This window comes from Gimesia fumaroli (assembly GCF_007754425.1).
GTDB lineage: Bacteria > Planctomycetota > Planctomycetia > Planctomycetales > Planctomycetaceae > Gimesia > Gimesia fumaroli.
In genome coordinates this window covers 7420274-7438562 of record NZ_CP037452.1, presented here as the reverse complement: position 1 = coordinate 7438562, position 18289 = coordinate 7420274, and the positions used below count along the sequence as shown (strand labels likewise).

The window sequence follows — 18289 nt, the reverse complement described above, 5'->3', positions numbered from 1 at the left end:
GCATCAGGATGGGCTTTGGATTGATCGATTTTTTACTGATTTCATCAGCCGGGGGGCTGATTGGCTTCCTGGCGGGGATGTTTGGGGTCGGGGGCGGTTTTCTTCTGGTACCCATACTGAATATTGTGCTGGGAATACCGATGGAACTGGCAGTCGGAGCGAGTGCCTGTCAGGTCTTGGGGCCGGCGACGACATCCTTATTAGCGCGAAAAATTAAACTACGCGATCTGTTTTTTCCGTTGGTAATTACCGGCGGACTGTTGCTGGGCGTCATTGCCGGAACAAGTATTCTGGAGCATGCCAAAGATTTGGCCGAATTCAGTATCAATGGAAAAAAGATCATCGTTGCGGAATTCGTAGTGTTGGTGATCTATTTTATGATGCTGCTGGGATTGGGGATACTTTCCTTGAGGAGTGCCCGTCGATCTGATGCGGAACTCAGCGGCGCTCTTCTGAAAGATCGATTACAGATTCCGCCTTTGGCACGATTTCCAGATTTATTTGAAGGCTCTCTTTCGATTCCTGTGATTGCCTGGTTTGGACTGGGGCTGGGTTTGATCTCTGGTCTGTTGGGAATTAGCGGGGGAATCCTGTTATTACCGATGCTGATTTTTGGTTTAGGAATTCCCACTCATCGGGCCATCTCCTGCAGTTTGGTGATTGTCTGGATTGTGGCGTTTCAGTCGACGGTGGCGCATGCCTGGCATGGAAATGTGAGCATCATCATTGTGATTGCGTTGCTTTTGGGAGGGACGGTGGGAGCCCGCCTGGGTTCTGATCTGAATGCTCGACTCAAAGGCCTGCAGTTAAGACAACAGTTTGGCTGGTTATTACTGTCAGTGGCTCTTATGATTGGAGTGCGTCTGGTATTTTTGCTGGCCGGATAAAAAATAGCACAAGAGGAGAGAACCCAATGGCAAACAAATCCATCCTGTTTTTAACGGGCGATTATGTCGAGGACTATGAAATCATGGTTCCGTTTCAGGCACTGCAAATGGTCGGCTATCAGGTCGATGTGGTCTGTCCCGATAAGAAAGCGGGCGACATCATTCGGACGTCGATTCATGATTTCGAAGGAGATCAGACCTATTCTGAAAAGCGAGGCCACAATTTTACGCTGAATGCGACCTTTGCGGATGTCAAACCCGCTGATTATACCGGGCTGTTGATTCCCGGCGGACGAGCACCGGAATACATTCGCCTGAATGAACACGTCCTGGAGATAACACGTGAGTTTGCCGAAGCGAATAAACCGATTGCCGCGATCTGTCATGGTTTACAGTTGCTGGCAGCCGCTGATGTGCTCAAAGGAAAAAGCTGTACGGCGTATCCAGCCTGTGCTCCGGAAGTGAATCTAGCGGGAGGCACTTATGTCGAGACACCCATTGATGGCGTGCACGTGGATGGGAATCTGGTTTCCGCGCCCGCCTGGCCCGCACATCCACAGTGGCTGGCGGCTTTTCTGAAAGTACTGGGAACGAAAATCGAGTTATAATATTGATGAGTCTTGACTCTGACTCTTTCTGAATCTGGAGAAATCTGATGTCTTGTTGTTCTCTTAACTGGTCTACGATTGGTGCCTCTTTGGGGGGCCTGGCTGTGATTTTAGGGGCATTCGGCGCGCATGGAATCGACGGATATTTCACGGAGAAATATGCAGGGCAGGTCAAAACGGTCGCTGGCGTGAAAGTACCGGCGTCGCAGAAATATCTAAATGATTTCAAAACCGGCGCACAATATCAGATGTATCATTCGCTGGCATTACTGATGGTCGGTTTTGCCGGCCTGACTTCACAGAAGAAAAAATTGTTGAATATTGCGGGCTGGTGTTTTCTGCTGGGGATCATTTTTTTCTCCGGCAGTCTTTACGTTTTGACTTTGAGCGGTCAGACTTTTTGGGGAGCGATTGCGCCGATTGGGGGCACGTTGCTCATTGTGGGCTGGTTTTCTCTGGCTGCAGGAGTCTGTTGCTGTGGTGGTTCTGCTTCCGATGTCGTGACCGCTCCCGAAACTCCTTCCTCAACATGATGCCACCGGCGCGTGGCTGATATTTAAATCAATGATTGGAAACGATCATTCCCACCTTTCTTTCAGGATTGTAGAACTCATGCTGATTTTTGATGCCCACCTTGATATGGCCTGGAACGCCTGTGAATGGAACCGTGATCTGGAACTACCTGTTACCGAAATCAGGAAATTCGAAAGGCAGTTCGAAAATATTATCCCTGGCGAAGCGACCGTTTCCTGGCATGCTTTACGCAAAGGGGGCGTGGGGATGACGATTTCTACGTTGTTGCCACGATTGCATCGCAAAGATGCCGCGCTGACGCATTATCAGTCTCGCGAAGCCGCCTATGGCGTGGCGATGGGGCAGTTGGCTTATTACCGGGCAATGGTTGCCAAAGGAGTGTTGAGAGAGATTCCAGACAGCGCCACTTTACAGAGTCATGTGGCGGAGTGGGAGGCCAACGAAGACGCTGCACGAGCAGACGGGAGTTCTATTCCGATTGGTTTTATCCTGAGTATGGAGGGCGCACCGCCGATTCTGTCTCCAGAACAAATTGGTGACTGGTTTGATGCGGGTTTACGGATTTTAGGACCCGCACACTATGGGCCAGGACCCTACTGTTTTGGAACAGGCAGTACCGGAGGACTCAAAGAGGAAGGTCCTGCTTTACTGAAAGAGATGGATCGGGTAGGGATGCTGTTGGATGTGACTCATCTGGCAGATCAATCGTTCTGGGAAGCACTTGAGATTTATCAGGGACCTGTGCTTGCCAGCCATCATAACTGCCGTTCGTTGGTAGACGCAGACCGACAATTGACGGATGAGCAAATCAAGGCGTTGATTGAACGGGGGGCGGTGATCGGTTGTGCTTTCGATAACTGGATGATCAAACCAGGTTGGACGATTGGTGTTTCTGATCCGGCGACAACATCAATGGAAGACATTGCCAACCATACCGATCATATTTGTCAGCTGGCAGGAAATGCGAAGCATTGTGGTATGGGGACGGACCTGGATGGTGGTTTCGGCAAAGAGCAGACGCCACATGATCTGGATACCATTGCTGACTTGGAGATGTACGCCGGGATTCTGGAGAAGCGGGGTTACAGCACGGAAGATATTAAGGGCATAATGTCTCAGAACTTCATCGACTTCTTTCTGAAAGCGTTACCGCAAACGTCTGCTTGATACGAGTTGTTTTTCAGAACACATACGCTGTATCTTATTGAATTTCAATAGGATACGGCGTTTTTTTGTTTTTGTGGGAAATCTTTTTGAAAATGTTTCAAGATTGGAGTGCGGCCGGCGAATAACTGAGAGTGACGTGGCCGATCGGTTTGGCCTACGGTTCCGAATCGAAGTTTGTTGTTGTGAGAGGGAGTCTGGACAATGGTATTTTTCTGTAAGAAATTTGTGATAGGTGCTGCAGTGCTGGCCACGCTGGGTACCTTCGTCTTTGGCCGTGATGTGGTGAGCTATGTGAAAACGGCGGGCAATTCCGTCAGGGATGCGGTCAAAGCCGAAGTTCCCGTTGATTTTGAAGTGGAACGTGCTCGCAAGATGGTAGAGGATCTGGTTCCGGATATCCGGCGCTGCATGCATGTGATTGCCGAGCAACAGGTTGACGTTGAATCGCTGCAGAACGAAATTCACGATTCAGAGCTGGCAATGAAACAGCAGAAAGAGGCGATGTTTACGCTACGTTCTGATCTGGAGTCGAGTGACACCGAGTTTGTGTATGCGAGTCGAACCTATTCCAAAGATGAAATTCGCAACGATCTGGCACAGCGATTTGATCGTTTCAAGGTCGCTACGGACACATTAAAACGAAATCAGCAGATTTTAAGAGCACGCGAAAAAGCGTTGGACGCCAACCGTGAGAAGCTCGAAAACATGCTGTCTGCCAAGATGGATATGGAAGTGCAGATCGAACAACTGGAAGCACGTTTGAAATCGGTCCAGGCAGCCGAGACGGTCAGTAACCTGGAAATTGACAACTCGCAGCTCACACGAGCCAAGGGGCTGATCAAAGATTTGAACAAGCAGCTGGATGTGAAAGAAAAGCTGCTGGATGCCGAAGGAAAATTCACCGGCCTGATTCCCGTCGATACGAAAGTAGAAGAAAAGCGGGATGTGGTGAAACAAATGGATGAGTACTTCAAACTGAAATCTGGCGATAAAGTTGCTGTTCAGTAATTTTCTGACTGAGAGATAAAGCATTGGCGCGAGTGGTGGCAGGTAGTTTTCGTCCCTGGACGAGGCTGCCTGCCCCGTGCCAATTTTACATAAGTCAGGAATCAGCCTGATGATTAGCGAAAAAATCGATTCCAATAGACCAATTTGGGGAATCATACGTTAAGATAAAGAGTCATACTATCTGTCACTTCGTCTAAAATCAGATCTGTTTTCAGGAGAACAACCTTGGGCTTCTTCACTTCGTCATCAAAAGATTCGCAGCAAGCTCCCGCGACCAAAACCGCCGCTGGTTCGAGCTATCTGTTGTGGATTGACGGAGTCGGAACCTATCTGGTGTATTTACAGGAAACAATGCGCATTGGTGGCCCGGGGGATCCGGGAACCATTGGTGGCTTGGGATCGGCTTGGGCCGATTTGTCTTTGCTGGCGAACTTGTCCCGGCATCATGCTTCAATCGTGCGTTCTGGCGAGAGCTATTATCTGGAAGCGAAGGCCCCTGTTTTTTGTAATCAGCGTGCTGTGAATGACCGCGTCTTGCTGACCGATCAGGCAGAGCTTAGACTGAATACAGATGCTGTGCTCACATTTCGTCAGCCAACTGTGCTGAGTGCGACTGCTTGTCTGGATCTGACTAGCTATCATCAGCCTCAGCAGCGACTGGATGGCATCATCTTGATGGCGGATACATGTTTGATGGGGCCCTCCTGTGAGAATCATGTTGTCTGTCACAATTGGTCGGGAACCGTCATTTTGTATCGACAAGGTGACCAGATTTTGTGTCGCTCAAAGCTGGAAATATTTAACAATGCAGAGCCTGCTTCTGAGGGAGCCGTGTTAACCCCGGGTTCTCTGGTAAGTGGACCTGAATTGCGTTTTCGCTGGGAGGTCGTTAGTTAAACGAACTGGGGTTTTACTTGCGCTAATCAGTTTGTGTTGTTAAGAAAGTGAAGTTCATGGATTCAATAATAGTTGGACTGATTATAATGGGAGTTGCTGCTTTCATTATCTTACAGTTGGTGATGTGGATCTGGATGCTAGTCGATTGCCTAAAAAATGAACCATCGGAAGGAAATGATAAAGTGATCTGGGTACTCTTGATGGTGTTTCTCGGGATTATCGGATCTTTGCTCTATTACTTCATACGTCGGCCCCAGCGAATAGAACAACTGGGACAATAGCTAAAGAGTCCATTGTATTTCTTCCAGGAGGTTCTTGGATAATCGATTCAAGGTTTTACTCGCGCTGATATAAAAAATAATCTTATGGAAATTGGAATTATGTTCTCAATCCTTGGTTTGATATTTGGATTACTGTCTTTTGTTATTGGTATTTTGGCGACTATTTTCTGGATCTGGATGCTGATTGATTGTCTGAAAAATGAACCGTCTGTTGGCAACGATAAGATCATCTGGGCGTTAGTCATAATCTTTCTAAATGGGATTGGTGCTTTGATCTATTACCTGGTCCGGCGGCCTGAACGAATCAAGCAGACGGGTCAGTAAATTTGGAGACTCATGGATTTTATTATTGGAATTTGAATTATGGGCTTATTAGTCGGCCTGGTGCTTACAGTCATCGGATTTTTTCTTTCGGTATTAGCGTTTGTGCTCTGGATCTGGATGTTGATTGATTGTCTGAAAAATGAACCGTCTGTTGGCAACGATAAAATCATCTGGGCGTTAGTGATAATCTTTCTAAATGGGATTGGTGCTTTGATCTATTATCTGGTCCGTCGTCCCGAGCGTATTAAACAGACAGGGCAATAGATTCAGAGAAATAAAATGATCCACCATGCCTTTTTGAACGTTATTAAAACAGTCAGTAATTCTCATGCGAGTGTGTGGAAGTACACACATTAATTCACAGTCGTAAATAGTTTGCCGTACAACAAATACGTTGTTTAACGGATGGAATGAACCATGAAATTCACCTTTGCACCAGAATCGAAGCCTTTAGCAGGATTTACGATCAAGCGCGCCATCGATCGGGGTGGATTTGGAGAGGTGTATTATGCACTGAGTGATTCGGGCAAAGAAGTGGCGCTCAAACTGCTGCAGCAGAACATGGATGTTGAATTGCGCGGCGTGACGCAATGTCTGAATCTAAAACATCCGAATCTGGTCACGATCTTTGATGTCAAAACGGACCGCGACGGCGACCACTGGGTGGTGATGGAATATGTGTCCGGTCAAGGGCTGGATAAAGCTTTGCATCAGTGCCCCAACGGGATGCCGATGGAACAGGTGCGGTATTGGCTGTCGGGGATTTCCGAAGGCTTGTCTTATCTGCACAGTCGCGGTCTGGTACACCGGGATTTGAAACCTTCGAATGTATTCCGCGATGGCGAGACCATCAAAATTGGTGATGTGGGCTTGTCTAAATTCATCTCTCACAGTCGACGGAGTGCGAATACACAGAGCGTGGGCACCGTGTATTACATGGCACCCGAAGTGGCGCGGGGACGTTACGGAAAAGAAGTCGATATCTATGCGGTCGGCGTGATGGTCTACGAGATGATTACCGGCGTAGTCCCCTTCGACGGGGAATCGACGGCGGAGATTCTCATGAAACATCTTTCCGAAAAGCCGGACCTGAGCCGTTTGCCCGTTCATCTGCGGGCCGTCATGGGACGCGCATTGGAAAAAGACCCACACAAACGAATTGCCGACATCAAAGTCTTTAAGCAGGAATTTGAACGCGCTCTGTTTCAGCGCGAGACGGTAACGGAAATTCCTGAAGATTCATTTCAGACCTTTGCGGCTGTCGCTACGCCAAAGCATGGGGATGGGATGAAGCAGACCTCGCGCGTCTCGAACAATCAGAGTTCCTGGGAGTATACGAAGCTATTAGGACCTGCAATCATCCTGATGTTTCTTCTCATCGGGCTGATGGGAGCTACGATGGCCAGTCTGGGGGCTGGTTTTCCACATTTTATTCTTGGTCTCCCTCTCATGATGCTTTTCTGTGGAGCCGTTGTCATGACGGGTGCGTTCGGGCGACTGTTTTTTACCAAAGGAATTGCAGCGATTGTGAAGGGGCCGCCTCCTATCAGTGATCTTTGGGACAAAGAAAAACATCATCCCGCAGACACGACTGACAGAGAATATCGTGCGCAAGTATTGGAAGAGACACGGATTTTCCGAGAACAGGAACGGCAGAAAGCAGAAGCAGAGCAGCGTCGGGTACGGGAACAGCATCGAAATAAACGCAGTTATCGGCGCGCCTTGACGCCCCGTACGCCGCGATCGATTTCACCTCAATGCAGGTTATATGATTTATCAATCTCGATGGTCAAAGCCGTCATCTGCACACTGGTGATTATGGCAGGGATTCTGTGTTTTACAGATGGATCGATTTCCAGAGGATTCTGGAGTGGCAATGATTTCGCTCCCCTGGCTCTACTTACGTTTGGATCAATCGTCGCGGCCTGGAGTGTATTGGTTGTAGCAAAATTAACAGAAGGGAAATCGTTCGATAATAGCACGCGTCGTATTATCTGGATGGTGACAGGGGTTTTTGTTGGATCGCTGATCTATCTGATTCAAGCAGATGTCTTAATGGCCTCGATGCCTGCGTCACGCGAAATGCATTTGGGATTAAGGCCCTGGTTCAATGTGATCGGTCCGTATTCATTAATTTTAGGAGATGGGCAACCGAGTTTGATTGGCTACATGGTTTTCTTTGGAATGCTATTCTGTTTTCGTCGCTGGTGGTGGCACGCCGATTCATTTCGGCCGCGAAAGTTTAAAGTGACTTCAGTTTTGATAACCGTATTCGTGGCCTATGTGATTACCGCAATCTGGGCATTTCCCGTCGTTGTTGCTTTGAGCTGGGCAACCATCATTTCGTGTGTGGTTCAATTGGCGGCTTCCTGGATTCCGGAAGAGCAACGAGTTGTTGAGATCAAGGGGACGAAATAATGAACACCGCACCACTTGAGGTTACCCCGGATTATATCGGGATTTTTATTCTGTTAATGGTACTGATTCTGGTTCCAACCTTCCTGGTGATCGTTGCCAAAGTTGCTCGAGGTTTCTCGTTCGGGAGTTTTCTGGCGCTGATGGCTGCAGTGATTGCAGGGGGAGTACTTTTAGTTTTACTGGCAATTTTACTGCCGTATGTCTTTCTCTCGAGATCTTCAGAGCTTGTATCTGCTGAAGCAATGAGCAGTGAGTCATTTCACGGAAATGCACCAATGGCAACAAAAGTGATCAGTCCTGAATTAGTACAGAACTCTTCATCAGATGCGCCTGTCGTTGCCCGAAAACCACACGATCCTCCTCAAGCGGAGATCCCTGTTCCTGCGACGGCGAAAACAAAGGAACCGCTGAAACCGTTACCAGACTGGGTAGTTTCCGGATTGGATCATACGCATCAAAACAAGAAGAACCTGTTGGAATCAAGCCGGTTGGTTGTTGAATCTGGCTTGTTTGTGACGGTTGGTGAAGCACAGTACGATGCTTTGGCTAAGGCAGGCTTGAAATTGAAAGCGAATCTACAGTTACGCTATCCACATTACCCTCTGGCAAATTTGGAGGTCAGCCCGGATGAAGTTCGTCAGGTGGCATTGCGGCGAAGTTACTATCAGCTGGTCGAACATAATTTTGGAGACGTTCTGAAAAATGGTGAACCACTCAAGCAGAACATGTACCGAGGCTATCTGGAAATCGAAGATTCTCCTCGTGTGCGAGAAACACTGTTTGCAAAATGGAAGCGAAAGGTTGGCAATGAACGGACCGCCTGGCTAGGAGGCGGCTTGGGGCTGATCACGCTATTGTGTGCCAGCATCGCCGTGTATTTGAGAGCCTCCCACTCTCCGGCTACAATGAAATCACATTAGTCTTTTTCCCTTCAGTTCAGTTTGTGATTCACTCATGCCAATAGACGAAGCCGATCAACTTCTGGTATCTCAAATCAAAGCCGGCGACTCGGATGCCTGGGCGGAATTGATTGCACGATTTGAAGGACGCCTGCTGGCGTTTGTTAACAGCCGTCTACGGAATGCGGCGAGCAGTGAAGATGTGGTTCAGGAAACGTTTCTGGGGTTTCTGATCAGTCTGCCTAACTATGATCCCGCAACGCCTCTAGAGTCGTTTCTATTTGCGATTGCTTCCCATAAGCTGACAGATTTGCTCCGTAAGCAGGGCAGGCGACCGACCATTCCCCTGTTTCCCGATGAAAACGGCGAACGCGAAAATCACCGCGAACCGGCGGGTCGCTCGCGGGTTGCGTCCAGCCTGGCACGCAGTAAAGAGCGGAGATCCAAAGAGGAACAGGTCATTTGTGAAAGCCTGCAGGCTCTGATTCTGTCCTGGATTCAAAACGGGGAGTTCGAACGACTAGAGTGTATTGAGCAGTTGTTCGTTTCAGGCAAAGCCAATAAAGAGGTCGCCATGCAAATGCAGATTTCCGAACAGGCGGTCGCCAACCATAAGCACTTTGTGGTGGGAAAATTGAAAGATGCAATTAAAACCGCTCAGATACACGACCCAGATCTGGTCGGCCTCGGTTTGACCTGATCCGTATCTTCCCAGCCAGGCTGGACTCGCGATGCCTTCATTTCTCTCAGTGTTCCACCTCCGCTTACAGCTCGATGCCGACAAAAAAGTAAAGGATCAAAAAATAGACCAGCAATTGTCCGGCCAACTGCAACACAAATATGACAAGCGATAGCAGGACACTCAGCAGCCGATACTTACTGAGCCGAATGTGCAGCGAAGAAATGAATAAGATAAGAGTTCCTGCGACGACCAAACTCCCGGATATCAGGCCAAGTCCACCGGGGAGAATCTGACGTAATGGACTACCATGGTGGGTATAGTCAACGAGATATTGATCGATGATCGGCATCAGACATAGAAAAAACAGAATGCCGGCCCAAGTCAAAAGGTAGGCAATCGGAGTGTTATTTCGCAGTAGATATTCTTGCGGGCGTTTCATGTGCGTCTCTTCGCAATCGAGTGATCTCTTCCAGATGGCTCAATGCCGGCCGGGAGCAGCAGGCCTCTGGTATCTGAGGCGGGAAGAAACGAGATCATTCACGCGAAAACAGATGATCTTTCGTAGAGAAGCGGAAAAAATGTGACCGCGCAGCAAAAAACCTCGCCTGATCATCACAGGGCGAGGTTTTCATGTTTGGGAGTCGTACGCGACCAGCGACATCAAATTAGAATTTGATGTGCTTCCGTTTTGCCTTGCGTGCTTTGGCACTGGCAGGACGACGACCGTGATTCGCTTTTTTCAGTTTACGTTGTGTTTTTGCCATGACTTTATCCTTTATGGTCTTCGAAATTTTCAAATCAAGACCACATATTGAATGATGAGGCCTGCAGAATGTTATCGGTATTGGGCCGGGTATTTTAGTCGAAGACTACGATGAAAAAAAGTCAATCAGTCGAAAATCACTGGTTTGGCGCAGAATTCTTGCCAAATCTCTCAATATTTTGCTTCAAAATCAGGATTGTTCGACTTTGGGTATGTGGACTGTTGTTCTGATTCCGGTTAGCATGATGAGGATCAATTGAGTACTGGACAAAATAAACGCGATATTGAACTGAAGAAAATCCTTATGCTGGCCAAGCTCTATACCTATTCTTTATTTGGCATTGAAGCCAAGCCGGTTGAGGTCGAAGTCGATATCTCTCCTGGGGCGATGCCGAAAACGATTCTGGTGGGGCTGGCAGAAGCTGCTGTAAAAGAGAGTACGCATCGAATTGAGCGGGCTTTGGTCAATAGTGGGTACAATCGTCCCATTGATCGGATTGTGATCAATCTGTCGCCTGCGGACCTCCCCAAAGACGCGGCTTCGTTTGATTTGCCGATTGCTTTGGGACTGTTGACTGCCAGTGGACAGCTCGCCTCAGATCGGTTTCAGGATTATGCCGTTGTCGGAGAGTTGGCATTGGATGGCACGATTCGTCCGGTGCGCGGTGCATTATCAATGGCGATTGCGGCGCGCGAACAAGGCAAGCAGGGGTTGCTGGTTCCCGTTCAGAATGCAGAAGAAGCTGCCGTCGTCGAGGGTCTGGATGTGTTTGCTGTGGGCACTTTGGCAGAAGCCGTCGGTTTTTATACGGGGAACCTTCCCATCGAGGCAGTCGAATTTTCCTGGGAGAACGCGCTGGAAGAACACGGTCAGTACGAAATTGACTACAGCGATGTGAAGGGGCAGGAATATTCGAAGCGGGCGATCACGGTGGCCGCTGCCGGCATGCATCATTTATTAATGATTGGGTCACCAGGTACCGGCAAGACCCTGCTAGCTTCACGATTGAGTACAATCCTGCCTCGGCTTTCTCAGGAAGAGAGTTTAGAGACAACTCGAATTTACAGTGCGATGGGGCGTTTGTCTAACAAGCAATCTCTGGTCATGCTGCGTCAGTTTCGCACGCCCCATCATACTATTAGTGAAGCAGGGCTGGTGGGAGGCGGGTCTACGCCGGCACCTGGGGAAATCAGTCTGGCGCATAATGGCTTGTTATTTTTGGATGAGTTACCTGAGTTTAATCGGCGTACTCTGGAAGTACTCCGGCAACCACTCGAAGGTGGAGAAGTGACCATCTCTCGTGCGATCGGCAGCGTCACATTTCCTGCGAACGTGATGCTTATCGCGGCGATGAATCCCTGCCCCTGTGGATATCTTTCTGATCCGCGGCGAAAATGTTCTTGTAATCCAATGCAAATCGAGCGATATCTTTCCAAGATCAGCGGCCCGCTGCTTGACCGGATCGACATTCATATTGAAGTTCCCCCAGTCCCGTTCCGAGATCTCTCTGAAAAGACAGCGGGCACTGACAGTGCGATGATGTGGGAGCGGGTGTTGTATGCGCGGGAAATTCAGTCGCGCCGTTTCCAGCAGGATTCAACTTCACACAACGGCCGAATGACGCCACGCCAGTTGAGAAAATACTGTCAACTCGCTGCGGATGCCGAGGCGTTATTAAAATCGGCAATGGAAGAAATGGGCCTTTCAGCACGAGCCCATGACAAGATTTTACGCATCAGCCGAACCATAGCCGACTTGGATCGGAGCGATCAGATTACCGCATCGCACATTAGTGAAGCCATCAATTACCGTACGCTGGATCGGCAGTTTTGGTCTTGAATCGTGAGGTTATCCATTCGCCATTGGCTTAGATTCTTGTGTCTGATTCACTGGTTGCGCAAGGCGCTCGATGGTCTCCAGCAGCTTTTTCTTGTCGACTGGTTTGGTGGCATAAGCATTGCAGCCAGCCTCAATACATTTTTCCATGTCGTTTTTCATCGCGTGGGCGGTGAGTGCAATGATTGGTCCGGCATAGCCGGCATCGCGCAATTTTCGAGTGGCAGTATAACCATCCATCACAGGCATTTGCATATCCATCAGGATGAAGTCGAAGGGATGTTCATCTTCGAATGCCGCCATCGCCTGCTCATATCCCATTTTCCCGTTATCTGCCAGCTCTACTTGCATGCCTTCTTTTTTCAAGAGAAATGAGATGAGCCGCTGGTTATCAAGCCCGTCTTCCACGATGAGAATTCGGCTGGAATGAATGTCGCTGTTTGTCTTGAGTGAGTTTTCAGCTTTGGATTCAGTAGAGACCTTTTTGATGGCACTTTCATCCAGTTGTAACAGGCGGATGCCTTCCAGTGATCCGGTGTTGATCGAAATTGTAAAAGTGCTGCCTTCACCGATTATGCTGGTGACATGAATCTTTCCGCCAAGCATTTCTGCCAGTCGCTTAGAGATCGCCAGTCCCAGGCCTGTCCCACCATATTTCCGGGTCGTTGAACTGTCTGCCTGTGTGAAGGGCTGATAGATTTGTGCAAGGGCCGATTCCGAAATGCCGATGCCGGTATCAATGACTTGAAATTGAAGTTGCGGGAATCCATGTTCTGTATTGATTGTTTTGATTCGCAATTCGACGTGACCGGTTTCCGTAAATTTGATGGCATTACCCAGCAGGTTGATCAGAATTTGACGCAAGCGAGTAGGATCGGTGACGATAGTTTCCGGGATCGGATTTTCAAAAGAGAGAACAATCTTCAGCCCCTTGGAGTCGGCTTTGACCTGCATGAGTGAAGCGATGTCTGAAATGAGCTCCTGAGTATTGATGCGAACCTGTTCCAGTTCGATTTTACGTGCTTCTATTTTTGAAAGGTCGAGAATATCGTTGATCACGCCTATGAGATATTCACCGTTTCGTTTCACAATGTTGGCCGCTTCAATGTCTTCTTTATTTTGCAAGTTCCCCAGCAGGATATCGGTGAAGCCCAGAATGGCTGTCATCGGGGTCCGGATTTCGTGACTCATATTCGCCAGGAATTCACTTTTGGCTTCACTGGCAGCTTCAGCTCGTTTGCGTGCTTCGTTTAAAGACCGCTCATATTCTTTGCGTTCGCTGATGTCCTGAATAATACCAGTAAAGATTTCCCGATCGGCCAGGACCACCGAGCTGACCGCGAGCTCTGCCGGAAAAGTCGAGCCATCATTGCGCTGTGCCACAATCTCCTGCCGGGATCCGATGGCTCGTACCAGTTGTGGGTTGAGATCTCCTTCTGCATATTCGTGTTGAATTTTCTGATGTAGAGGAGGGATGAGTAAATTGATGTTTTGCCCAACGGCTTCGTGATTCAGGTATCCAAATAAATGTTCCGCACCCAGATTGAATTCTTCGATTTTTCCTTCCAGATTGATGGTGATGATCGCATCCATCACATTATCCATGATGGAACGATATCGTAGCTCGCGATCTTTCACATCGGATAGCAGAATTTCCTGTGCATCCAGCACTCGGTTATATTGATGGCCGACAATGCCTGCTTCAGTGAAATTATCCGTTTCTGCTCTTGAGGAATTGTCGCCATTTTCGTGGGCAATCATTGTTTCCAGCAGGCTGTGTAATTCGGTTGAAGCACCGTGTTCGGCTACATTGAGCCCGATTTTTTCATCTTCAACGGAGACGCGAATGGGCATCAGGCGATTCACGATCGACATGAAAATCCAGATGAATCCAAAGCTCCAGACAAAACAGACGACAACGCCGAGCGCTTGAATTCCCAACTGATGGGTACGAGAGACCCCATTGGGAAAAAAACTGGCGTCGGCAAATAAGGCGACCGCCAGTGTACCCCAGGCACCGGCAAAACCGTGTACGGGAATTGCGCCTACAACATCGTCGATCTTGAAGCGATTTTCCAGTAGAGACAAAGAGGCCAGCATTACCACGCCGGCAATAACGCCGATAAGCAGGGCGCTGGGAAACGTTACCGCATTACAGGATGCTGTAATGGCAACCAGTCCTGCCAGTGAACCGTTGAAGATCTTTTCGACCGAAATTTGTGTCGACGATACGAGCTCCCAGGCTAACGCACTGACTCCCCCTGCGATCCCGGCCAGAATGGTGTTCAGAATGATTGAGGGAACTTCACCGTTCAAACCAAGAGTGCTGCCCCCGTTAAATCCAAACCACCCAAACCAGAGAATTAAAAATCCCAAAGCCGCCAGGGGAAGATTACTGGACGAAAACCGTGACTGGTTGAAATTTTTAGAAAACCGTCCCGTTCGTGGACCAAGTATCAGAACGGCGGCCAGTGCAGACCAGGCACCAACAGAATGCACTACACTGGAGCCGGCAAAGTCAAGAAAACCCAGTTTTCCTAACCATCCCGCCGGTGCTCCGGCGACATCTTTTGCCCAGGCCCAGTGTCCAAACAAAGGGTAGACAACGGCACCAATGCCGCAGGCTAAAATAATATAAGATCGAAATCGCATTCGTTCGGCAACCGCGCCGGAAGAAATGGTCATTGCGGCACTACAAAAAACAAGTTGGAATAAGAAAATGACAGTAGGCCAGTGAGCAGGGCTGTTATCTTCAAACGCAAATTGCGAAGTTCCGATCAATCCGTAGTAGGAGTTCCCGAACATCAGACCGAAACCAAACAGCCAGAAAATCAATGCGCCGATGAAAAAATCAACCACATTCTTTGTGGCTACGTTGATACTGTTTTTGGATCGGGAAAGACCAGATTCGAGGCAACAAAAACCAGCCTGCATCAGGAATACAAGGCTGGTGCAAGTCAGCACCCAGATCGTATTGGTCGTTAACTCGTGTGACATTGAAAGGGGCCTTCAATTAACTGGTCAACTACGAAGCGCGAAAAAATTGTTGTTTAAAAAAAGAAACATAATTTACTCAACTCTACTTTGGGTTAATGGACTGTCAAAAAGAAATTGGAGTGTAAACACTCATTTAACATCAATAAAGCGGCGATTCCCCTACGTTCAGGGCCTTACAGGGTGAATCGTCGGAACAATCGGATCCTTCAACGAGTGACAGCTACAATGTGAGCATACCGCTTGAGAGGTCGGTTTTTAACGACTATGATGATCTGGCCAGGGCAGGTACCGTCTTACTGGCTCAGAGGGATGGCGCTTCCAGGGAGAGAGGATTGGGTTGTTCTACAGGCGGAAAAATACCAGACGCATTATTTTGATACCATTGTTCTAAAACCTGCAACCACTGTTCTGCCGTTTTCACGGCGATGAAAGCATTACGCACCTCGGTTCGCTGGGGATGGAGTTCGGAATAGAATATGCCGAACTTGCGCATCGTGTTGCAGACTTTTTTCTCACCATAAAATGTGCGTGCCAGTTCAAAGTGTTCTGTGATCACAGTCCGTTGTTCGTGGACGTCCGGTGGAGAAATCGGTTGATTGCGGAGCAGGTCAGCCGTCTGCTGAAAGATCCAGGGGTTCCCAATAGCGCCGCGGGCAATGGAAACACCATCGACGTGAGTTACCCGCAGCATATCGATGCAGGCTTGCGGCGAAAACAGGTCACCACTTCCAATGACGGTATTCGAGCCGGCATGTTCTTTGACTTGTTTGAGAAATTCCCAGTTACTGGGGCCGAGGTACTTCTGATGCACAGTTCGTCCATGCACGGTAATCGCGGCCAGTCCGCGTTCATAGGCACCATCAAAAATGCGAAAGAAGTTGTCTTCTGATTCTGCGGTATCGTCGATCCCTCGTCTCATTTTTAACGTGACGGGAATTTGATCGGGTACCACATCGCGTACGCGGGAAATAATATCGAGTGCTACTTCAGGCTGCCCCAGATGATAGCCGCCCCGGCAGCGGCTCATGACTTTTTTGACTGGGCAGCCGAAGTTGATGTCGATCACATGAAAGCCAGCTTCAACGAGCCTTTGTGCAGCAGGCCCAAATTCTTCTGGTTCTGAACCCATCAGTTGACCGCCAACGGGAAACTCATCCTGATGACAGTACATCATCGAGTGCTGCTTGCCCTGTTTGGACTGCACGATCATACGATCGATCATGACCTCACAGAGGGTATAGGCGGCACCCAGTCTGGCAGCGATCACGCGCATAGGGTAGTCACTATAACCGCTCAAGGCAGCCTGGAATAAAGGCGTCTGCAGTTGATAGGGCCCTAAGGAAACAGATGATATTTGATCGACGGACATACTTTTATATTAGCTTTCTTCGTATGAGACCAAGGCTCATCCTGGGAATTGAGATAGTAACTCGCTGGTGATCTGGCCGGGCTCAGGGGCACTGCAGATTGTACTGCTGACTGCCACGCGTTGCGCACCAGCTTGAACCGCCTGGCAAAGATTGTCGGCATTAATGCCTCCAATGGCAAACCAGGGGAGCGTTATTTCGGCGGCGACCTGCTTTATAAAGTTCAATCCCGCGTACTCGTGCTCTGCAAATGATTTCGTCGTAGTCGGAAATGTGGGGCCGACACCGATGTAATCAGCCCCATCCAGCACGGCCTGGCGGGCCTGTTCGATATTATGCGTAGAGACACCAATCATTCGTTGGGGGCCTATAATTTGACGGACCTCTCTCACCGGTAATTCATCCTGGCCAACGTGTACTCCATCGGCGTCGATCGCGACGGCAAGATCCGGGCGGTCATTCATAATGAGGATCGCTCCCGCGGCGCGAGTCCACTCGCGGACGTGTCTGCCATGCTCCAGAAGCTGGCGATCTGTCATTTCTTTTTCACGAATCTGAACGATGCCGACGCCGGCCGCCAGCGCTTCTCGAACAGCGGGACCTGATCCATGATGGCATAAGGATTCGGAAACCAGCAGGTACAGCCGGCAGTCTTCCAGTCGGCGTTGATTATGTAAACACGACAGAATACTTTTTTCCAAAGTATAAAGTGCATAGCGCATTTGCTTGAATAGTGCGGCTGCTTCTACTGAAATCAGCTTGCCGAACTCTTCCAGGGTGCGTGTGGCTTCCTGCACGCGTTTCAAATTTGCCTGCAGTAGATGTTCCATCGATTGCCGCTCGAATTCGGATGTGGTACTGATGCTGGTACCGACATCGTGAAGAGTGTCGCGACTGGCAATCAATGAATCTTGCCCGATAAATCTGAGCGCTTCTGCCAGCTGGTGTCGCGTATTTTTTAACAGTTGCATCAGATGTGCGTCATCGAGGGTAAAGCGGAGATAATCTTCAATCACGCGCAAGCCTTCCCGCAGACGGTTGGCAGCCGCGTCGATGGTTCTGAACGTATTGGTCTGATCGCTGGCTGTCGTGGGAACGACCCGAAACGCGAAGTCGACGTTGATTGGCTCTGCAGATTGACGTTGCTGGAGAATTAAGTTCTGCTCGAATGCAGCTGTTGTCAGTGTCCCTTGTGAGCGGAGCCATTCCGAGTGTGAGCCGGCAGTCGTCAATAAGCCCCATAAAAGGTGCTCACTTCCAATTTCGGTGGGAACATCTGACCGGCTGACCTGTTCCAGTGCCTGGTTCAGGATTTCGCGCAGTGCCGGAAAATGGTACAGCGCCTGAGAGAGTTCAAGTGGTTCATTTGTTGAATCTGAGTCTGAATTGGCTGGTTCCTCGGGCAGCTGAATCGGAAACTGCTCCAGGATCATTGCCAGTTCAATTTGATGGGCCAATAACAATTCGGCGGCCCGTGATTCTTCAAAGGCAAGTGCGGCCAGCAAATGGCAGGCATCCAGCTCGGGAGCTGCAGAACTTTGCGCAATTCGCTCGGCCTGCTTCAACGCACGCTGTGCTCCTGCAGTCAGTAAATGTTGCATAACGGTTCAGTTTTTTCTT

18 protein-coding genes are annotated in these 18289 nt (G+C 49.1%); 13 read left to right on the top strand and 5 right to left on the bottom strand.

Annotation, left to right across the window (positions count from 1 at the left end; genetic code table 11):
- Positions 1-8: 8 nt before the first annotated feature.
- The 12 genes from Enr17x_RS28220 to Enr17x_RS28165 all read left to right on the top strand — a co-directional run bounded on the left by Enr17x_RS28220 (position 9) and on the right by Enr17x_RS28165 (position 9723).
- Complete coding sequence (locus tag Enr17x_RS28220; protein ID WP_145313574.1) at positions 9-887, top strand: sulfite exporter TauE/SafE family protein; 879 nt, start codon at positions 9-11, stop codon at positions 885-887.
- A gap of 26 nt (positions 888-913) precedes the next feature.
- Positions 914-1495: a DJ-1/PfpI family protein gene (locus Enr17x_RS28215; protein ID WP_145313573.1), complete on the top strand. Its 582-nt coding sequence runs from the start codon at positions 914-916 to the stop codon at positions 1493-1495.
- 47 nt (positions 1496-1542) lie between these two features.
- Positions 1543-2028, top strand: a complete 486-nt coding sequence (locus Enr17x_RS28210; protein WP_145313572.1) for a DUF423 domain-containing protein — start codon at positions 1543-1545, stop codon at positions 2026-2028.
- A 79-nt stretch (positions 2029-2107) separates the two neighbouring features.
- Complete coding sequence (locus Enr17x_RS28205) at positions 2108-3196, top strand: dipeptidase (protein WP_145313571.1); 1089 nt, start codon at positions 2108-2110, stop codon at positions 3194-3196.
- Between the two features lie 201 nt (positions 3197-3397).
- Positions 3398-4204 carry a hypothetical protein gene (locus Enr17x_RS28200; protein ID WP_145313570.1) on the top strand — a complete coding sequence of 269 codons (807 nt, stop codon included), beginning with the start codon at positions 3398-3400 and terminating at the stop codon, positions 4202-4204.
- A gap of 225 nt (positions 4205-4429) precedes the next feature.
- The gene (locus Enr17x_RS28195; RefSeq protein WP_145313569.1) at positions 4430-5101 is read left to right on the top strand and encodes an FHA domain-containing protein; all 672 of its coding nucleotides are present in this window, start codon (positions 4430-4432) and stop codon (positions 5099-5101) included.
- A 56-nt stretch (positions 5102-5157) separates the two neighbouring features.
- Positions 5158-5382: a PLDc N-terminal domain-containing protein gene (locus tag Enr17x_RS28190; RefSeq protein ID WP_145313567.1), complete on the top strand. Its 225-nt coding sequence runs from the start codon at positions 5158-5160 to the stop codon at positions 5380-5382.
- 99 nt (positions 5383-5481) lie between these two features.
- Positions 5482-5706: a PLDc N-terminal domain-containing protein gene (locus Enr17x_RS28185; RefSeq protein ID WP_145313565.1), complete on the top strand. Its 225-nt coding sequence runs from the start codon at positions 5482-5484 to the stop codon at positions 5704-5706.
- A 39-nt stretch (positions 5707-5745) separates the two neighbouring features.
- Positions 5746-5970: a PLDc N-terminal domain-containing protein gene (locus tag Enr17x_RS28180; protein WP_145313563.1), complete on the top strand. Its 225-nt coding sequence runs from the start codon at positions 5746-5748 to the stop codon at positions 5968-5970.
- Positions 5971-6123: 153 nt separating this feature from the next.
- Positions 6124-8124, top strand: a complete 2001-nt coding sequence (locus Enr17x_RS28175) for a serine/threonine protein kinase (protein WP_145313562.1) — start codon at positions 6124-6126, stop codon at positions 8122-8124.
- Entirely contained in the window at positions 8124-9044 is a 921-nt protein-coding gene (locus Enr17x_RS28170; protein ID WP_145313560.1) for a hypothetical protein, read from the top strand. Before Enr17x_RS28175 ends, Enr17x_RS28170 begins: the two co-directional genes overlap by 1 nt.
- Before the next feature lie 34 nt (positions 9045-9078).
- Positions 9079-9723 (top strand): RNA polymerase sigma factor, encoded by a 645-nt coding sequence (locus tag Enr17x_RS28165; protein ID WP_145313558.1) that lies wholly within the window; start codon positions 9079-9081, stop codon positions 9721-9723.
- A 64-nt stretch (positions 9724-9787) separates the two neighbouring features.
- Here the strand turns inward: Enr17x_RS28165 and Enr17x_RS28160 are convergent, their stop codons facing one another.
- Positions 9788-10144 carry a hypothetical protein gene (locus Enr17x_RS28160; protein ID WP_145313557.1) on the bottom strand — a complete coding sequence of 119 codons (357 nt, stop codon included), beginning with the start codon at positions 10142-10144 and terminating at the stop codon, positions 9788-9790.
- A gap of 226 nt (positions 10145-10370) precedes the next feature.
- Entirely contained in the window at positions 10371-10469 is a 99-nt protein-coding gene (locus tag Enr17x_RS30425; RefSeq protein WP_002645378.1) for a 50S ribosomal protein bL37, read from the bottom strand.
- A gap of 303 nt (positions 10470-10772) precedes the next feature.
- Here Enr17x_RS30425 and Enr17x_RS28155 point away from each other — a divergent pair, with 303 nt between their 5' ends.
- On the top strand, positions 10773-12308 hold the full coding sequence (locus Enr17x_RS28155) for a YifB family Mg chelatase-like AAA ATPase (protein WP_145314250.1): 1536 nt from the start codon (positions 10773-10775) through the stop codon (positions 12306-12308).
- 9 nt (positions 12309-12317) lie between these two features.
- Here the strand turns inward: Enr17x_RS28155 and amt are convergent, their stop codons facing one another.
- The 3 genes from amt to Enr17x_RS28140 form a co-directional block, all read right to left on the bottom strand.
- A complete protein-coding gene (gene amt / locus Enr17x_RS28150; RefSeq protein ID WP_145313555.1) occupies positions 12318-15302 on the bottom strand; it encodes an ammonium transporter in 2985 nt (994 codons plus the stop codon).
- Positions 15303-15603: 301 nt separating this feature from the next.
- The gene (locus Enr17x_RS28145) at positions 15604-16671 is read right to left on the bottom strand and encodes a tRNA dihydrouridine synthase (RefSeq protein ID WP_145313553.1); all 1068 of its coding nucleotides are present in this window, start codon (positions 16669-16671) and stop codon (positions 15604-15606) included.
- 36 nt (positions 16672-16707) lie between these two features.
- Complete coding sequence (locus tag Enr17x_RS28140; RefSeq protein ID WP_145313551.1) at positions 16708-18270, bottom strand: thiamine phosphate synthase; 1563 nt, start codon at positions 18268-18270, stop codon at positions 16708-16710.
- Positions 18271-18289 lie beyond the last annotated feature (19 nt).

What these genes read in the sequence shown, in the direction of transcription:
- amt (WP_145313555.1), bottom strand. Translation starts at nt 15,302, where the DNA reads ATGTCACACGAGTTAACGACCAATACGATCTGGGTGCTGACTTGCACC.
- Enr17x_RS28165 (WP_145313558.1), top strand. Translation starts at nt 9,079, where the DNA reads ATGCCAATAGACGAAGCCGATCAACTTCTGGTATCTCAAATCAAAGCC.
- Enr17x_RS28170 (WP_145313560.1), top strand. Translation starts at nt 8,124, where the DNA reads ATGAACACCGCACCACTTGAGGTTACCCCGGATTATATCGGGATTTTT.
- Enr17x_RS28190 (WP_145313567.1), top strand. Translation starts at nt 5,158, where the DNA reads ATGGATTCAATAATAGTTGGACTGATTATAATGGGAGTTGCTGCTTTC.
- Enr17x_RS28205 (WP_145313571.1), top strand. Translation starts at nt 2,108, where the DNA reads ATGCTGATTTTTGATGCCCACCTTGATATGGCCTGGAACGCCTGTGAA.
- Enr17x_RS28185 (WP_145313565.1), top strand. Translation starts at nt 5,482, where the DNA reads ATGTTCTCAATCCTTGGTTTGATATTTGGATTACTGTCTTTTGTTATT.
- Enr17x_RS28175 (WP_145313562.1), top strand. Translation starts at nt 6,124, where the DNA reads ATGAAATTCACCTTTGCACCAGAATCGAAGCCTTTAGCAGGATTTACG.
- Enr17x_RS28145 (WP_145313553.1), bottom strand. Translation starts at nt 16,671, where the DNA reads ATGTCCGTCGATCAAATATCATCTGTTTCCTTAGGGCCCTATCAACTG.
- Enr17x_RS28200 (WP_145313570.1), top strand. Translation starts at nt 3,398, where the DNA reads ATGGTATTTTTCTGTAAGAAATTTGTGATAGGTGCTGCAGTGCTGGCC.
- Enr17x_RS28140 (WP_145313551.1), bottom strand. Translation starts at nt 18,270, where the DNA reads ATGCAACATTTACTGACTGCAGGAGCACAGCGTGCGTTGAAGCAGGCC.
- Enr17x_RS28215 (WP_145313573.1), top strand. Translation starts at nt 914, where the DNA reads ATGGCAAACAAATCCATCCTGTTTTTAACGGGCGATTATGTCGAGGAC.
- Enr17x_RS28210 (WP_145313572.1), top strand. Translation starts at nt 1,543, where the DNA reads ATGTCTTGTTGTTCTCTTAACTGGTCTACGATTGGTGCCTCTTTGGGG.
- Enr17x_RS28160 (WP_145313557.1), bottom strand. Translation starts at nt 10,144, where the DNA reads ATGAAACGCCCGCAAGAATATCTACTGCGAAATAACACTCCGATTGCC.
- Enr17x_RS28155 (WP_145314250.1), top strand. Translation starts at nt 10,773, where the DNA reads ATGCTGGCCAAGCTCTATACCTATTCTTTATTTGGCATTGAAGCCAAG.
- Enr17x_RS28180 (WP_145313563.1), top strand. Translation starts at nt 5,746, where the DNA reads ATGGGCTTATTAGTCGGCCTGGTGCTTACAGTCATCGGATTTTTTCTT.
- Enr17x_RS28220 (WP_145313574.1), top strand. Translation starts at nt 9, where the DNA reads ATGGGCTTTGGATTGATCGATTTTTTACTGATTTCATCAGCCGGGGGG.
- Enr17x_RS30425 (WP_002645378.1), bottom strand. Translation starts at nt 10,469, where the DNA reads ATGGCAAAAACACAACGTAAACTGAAAAAAGCGAATCACGGTCGTCGT.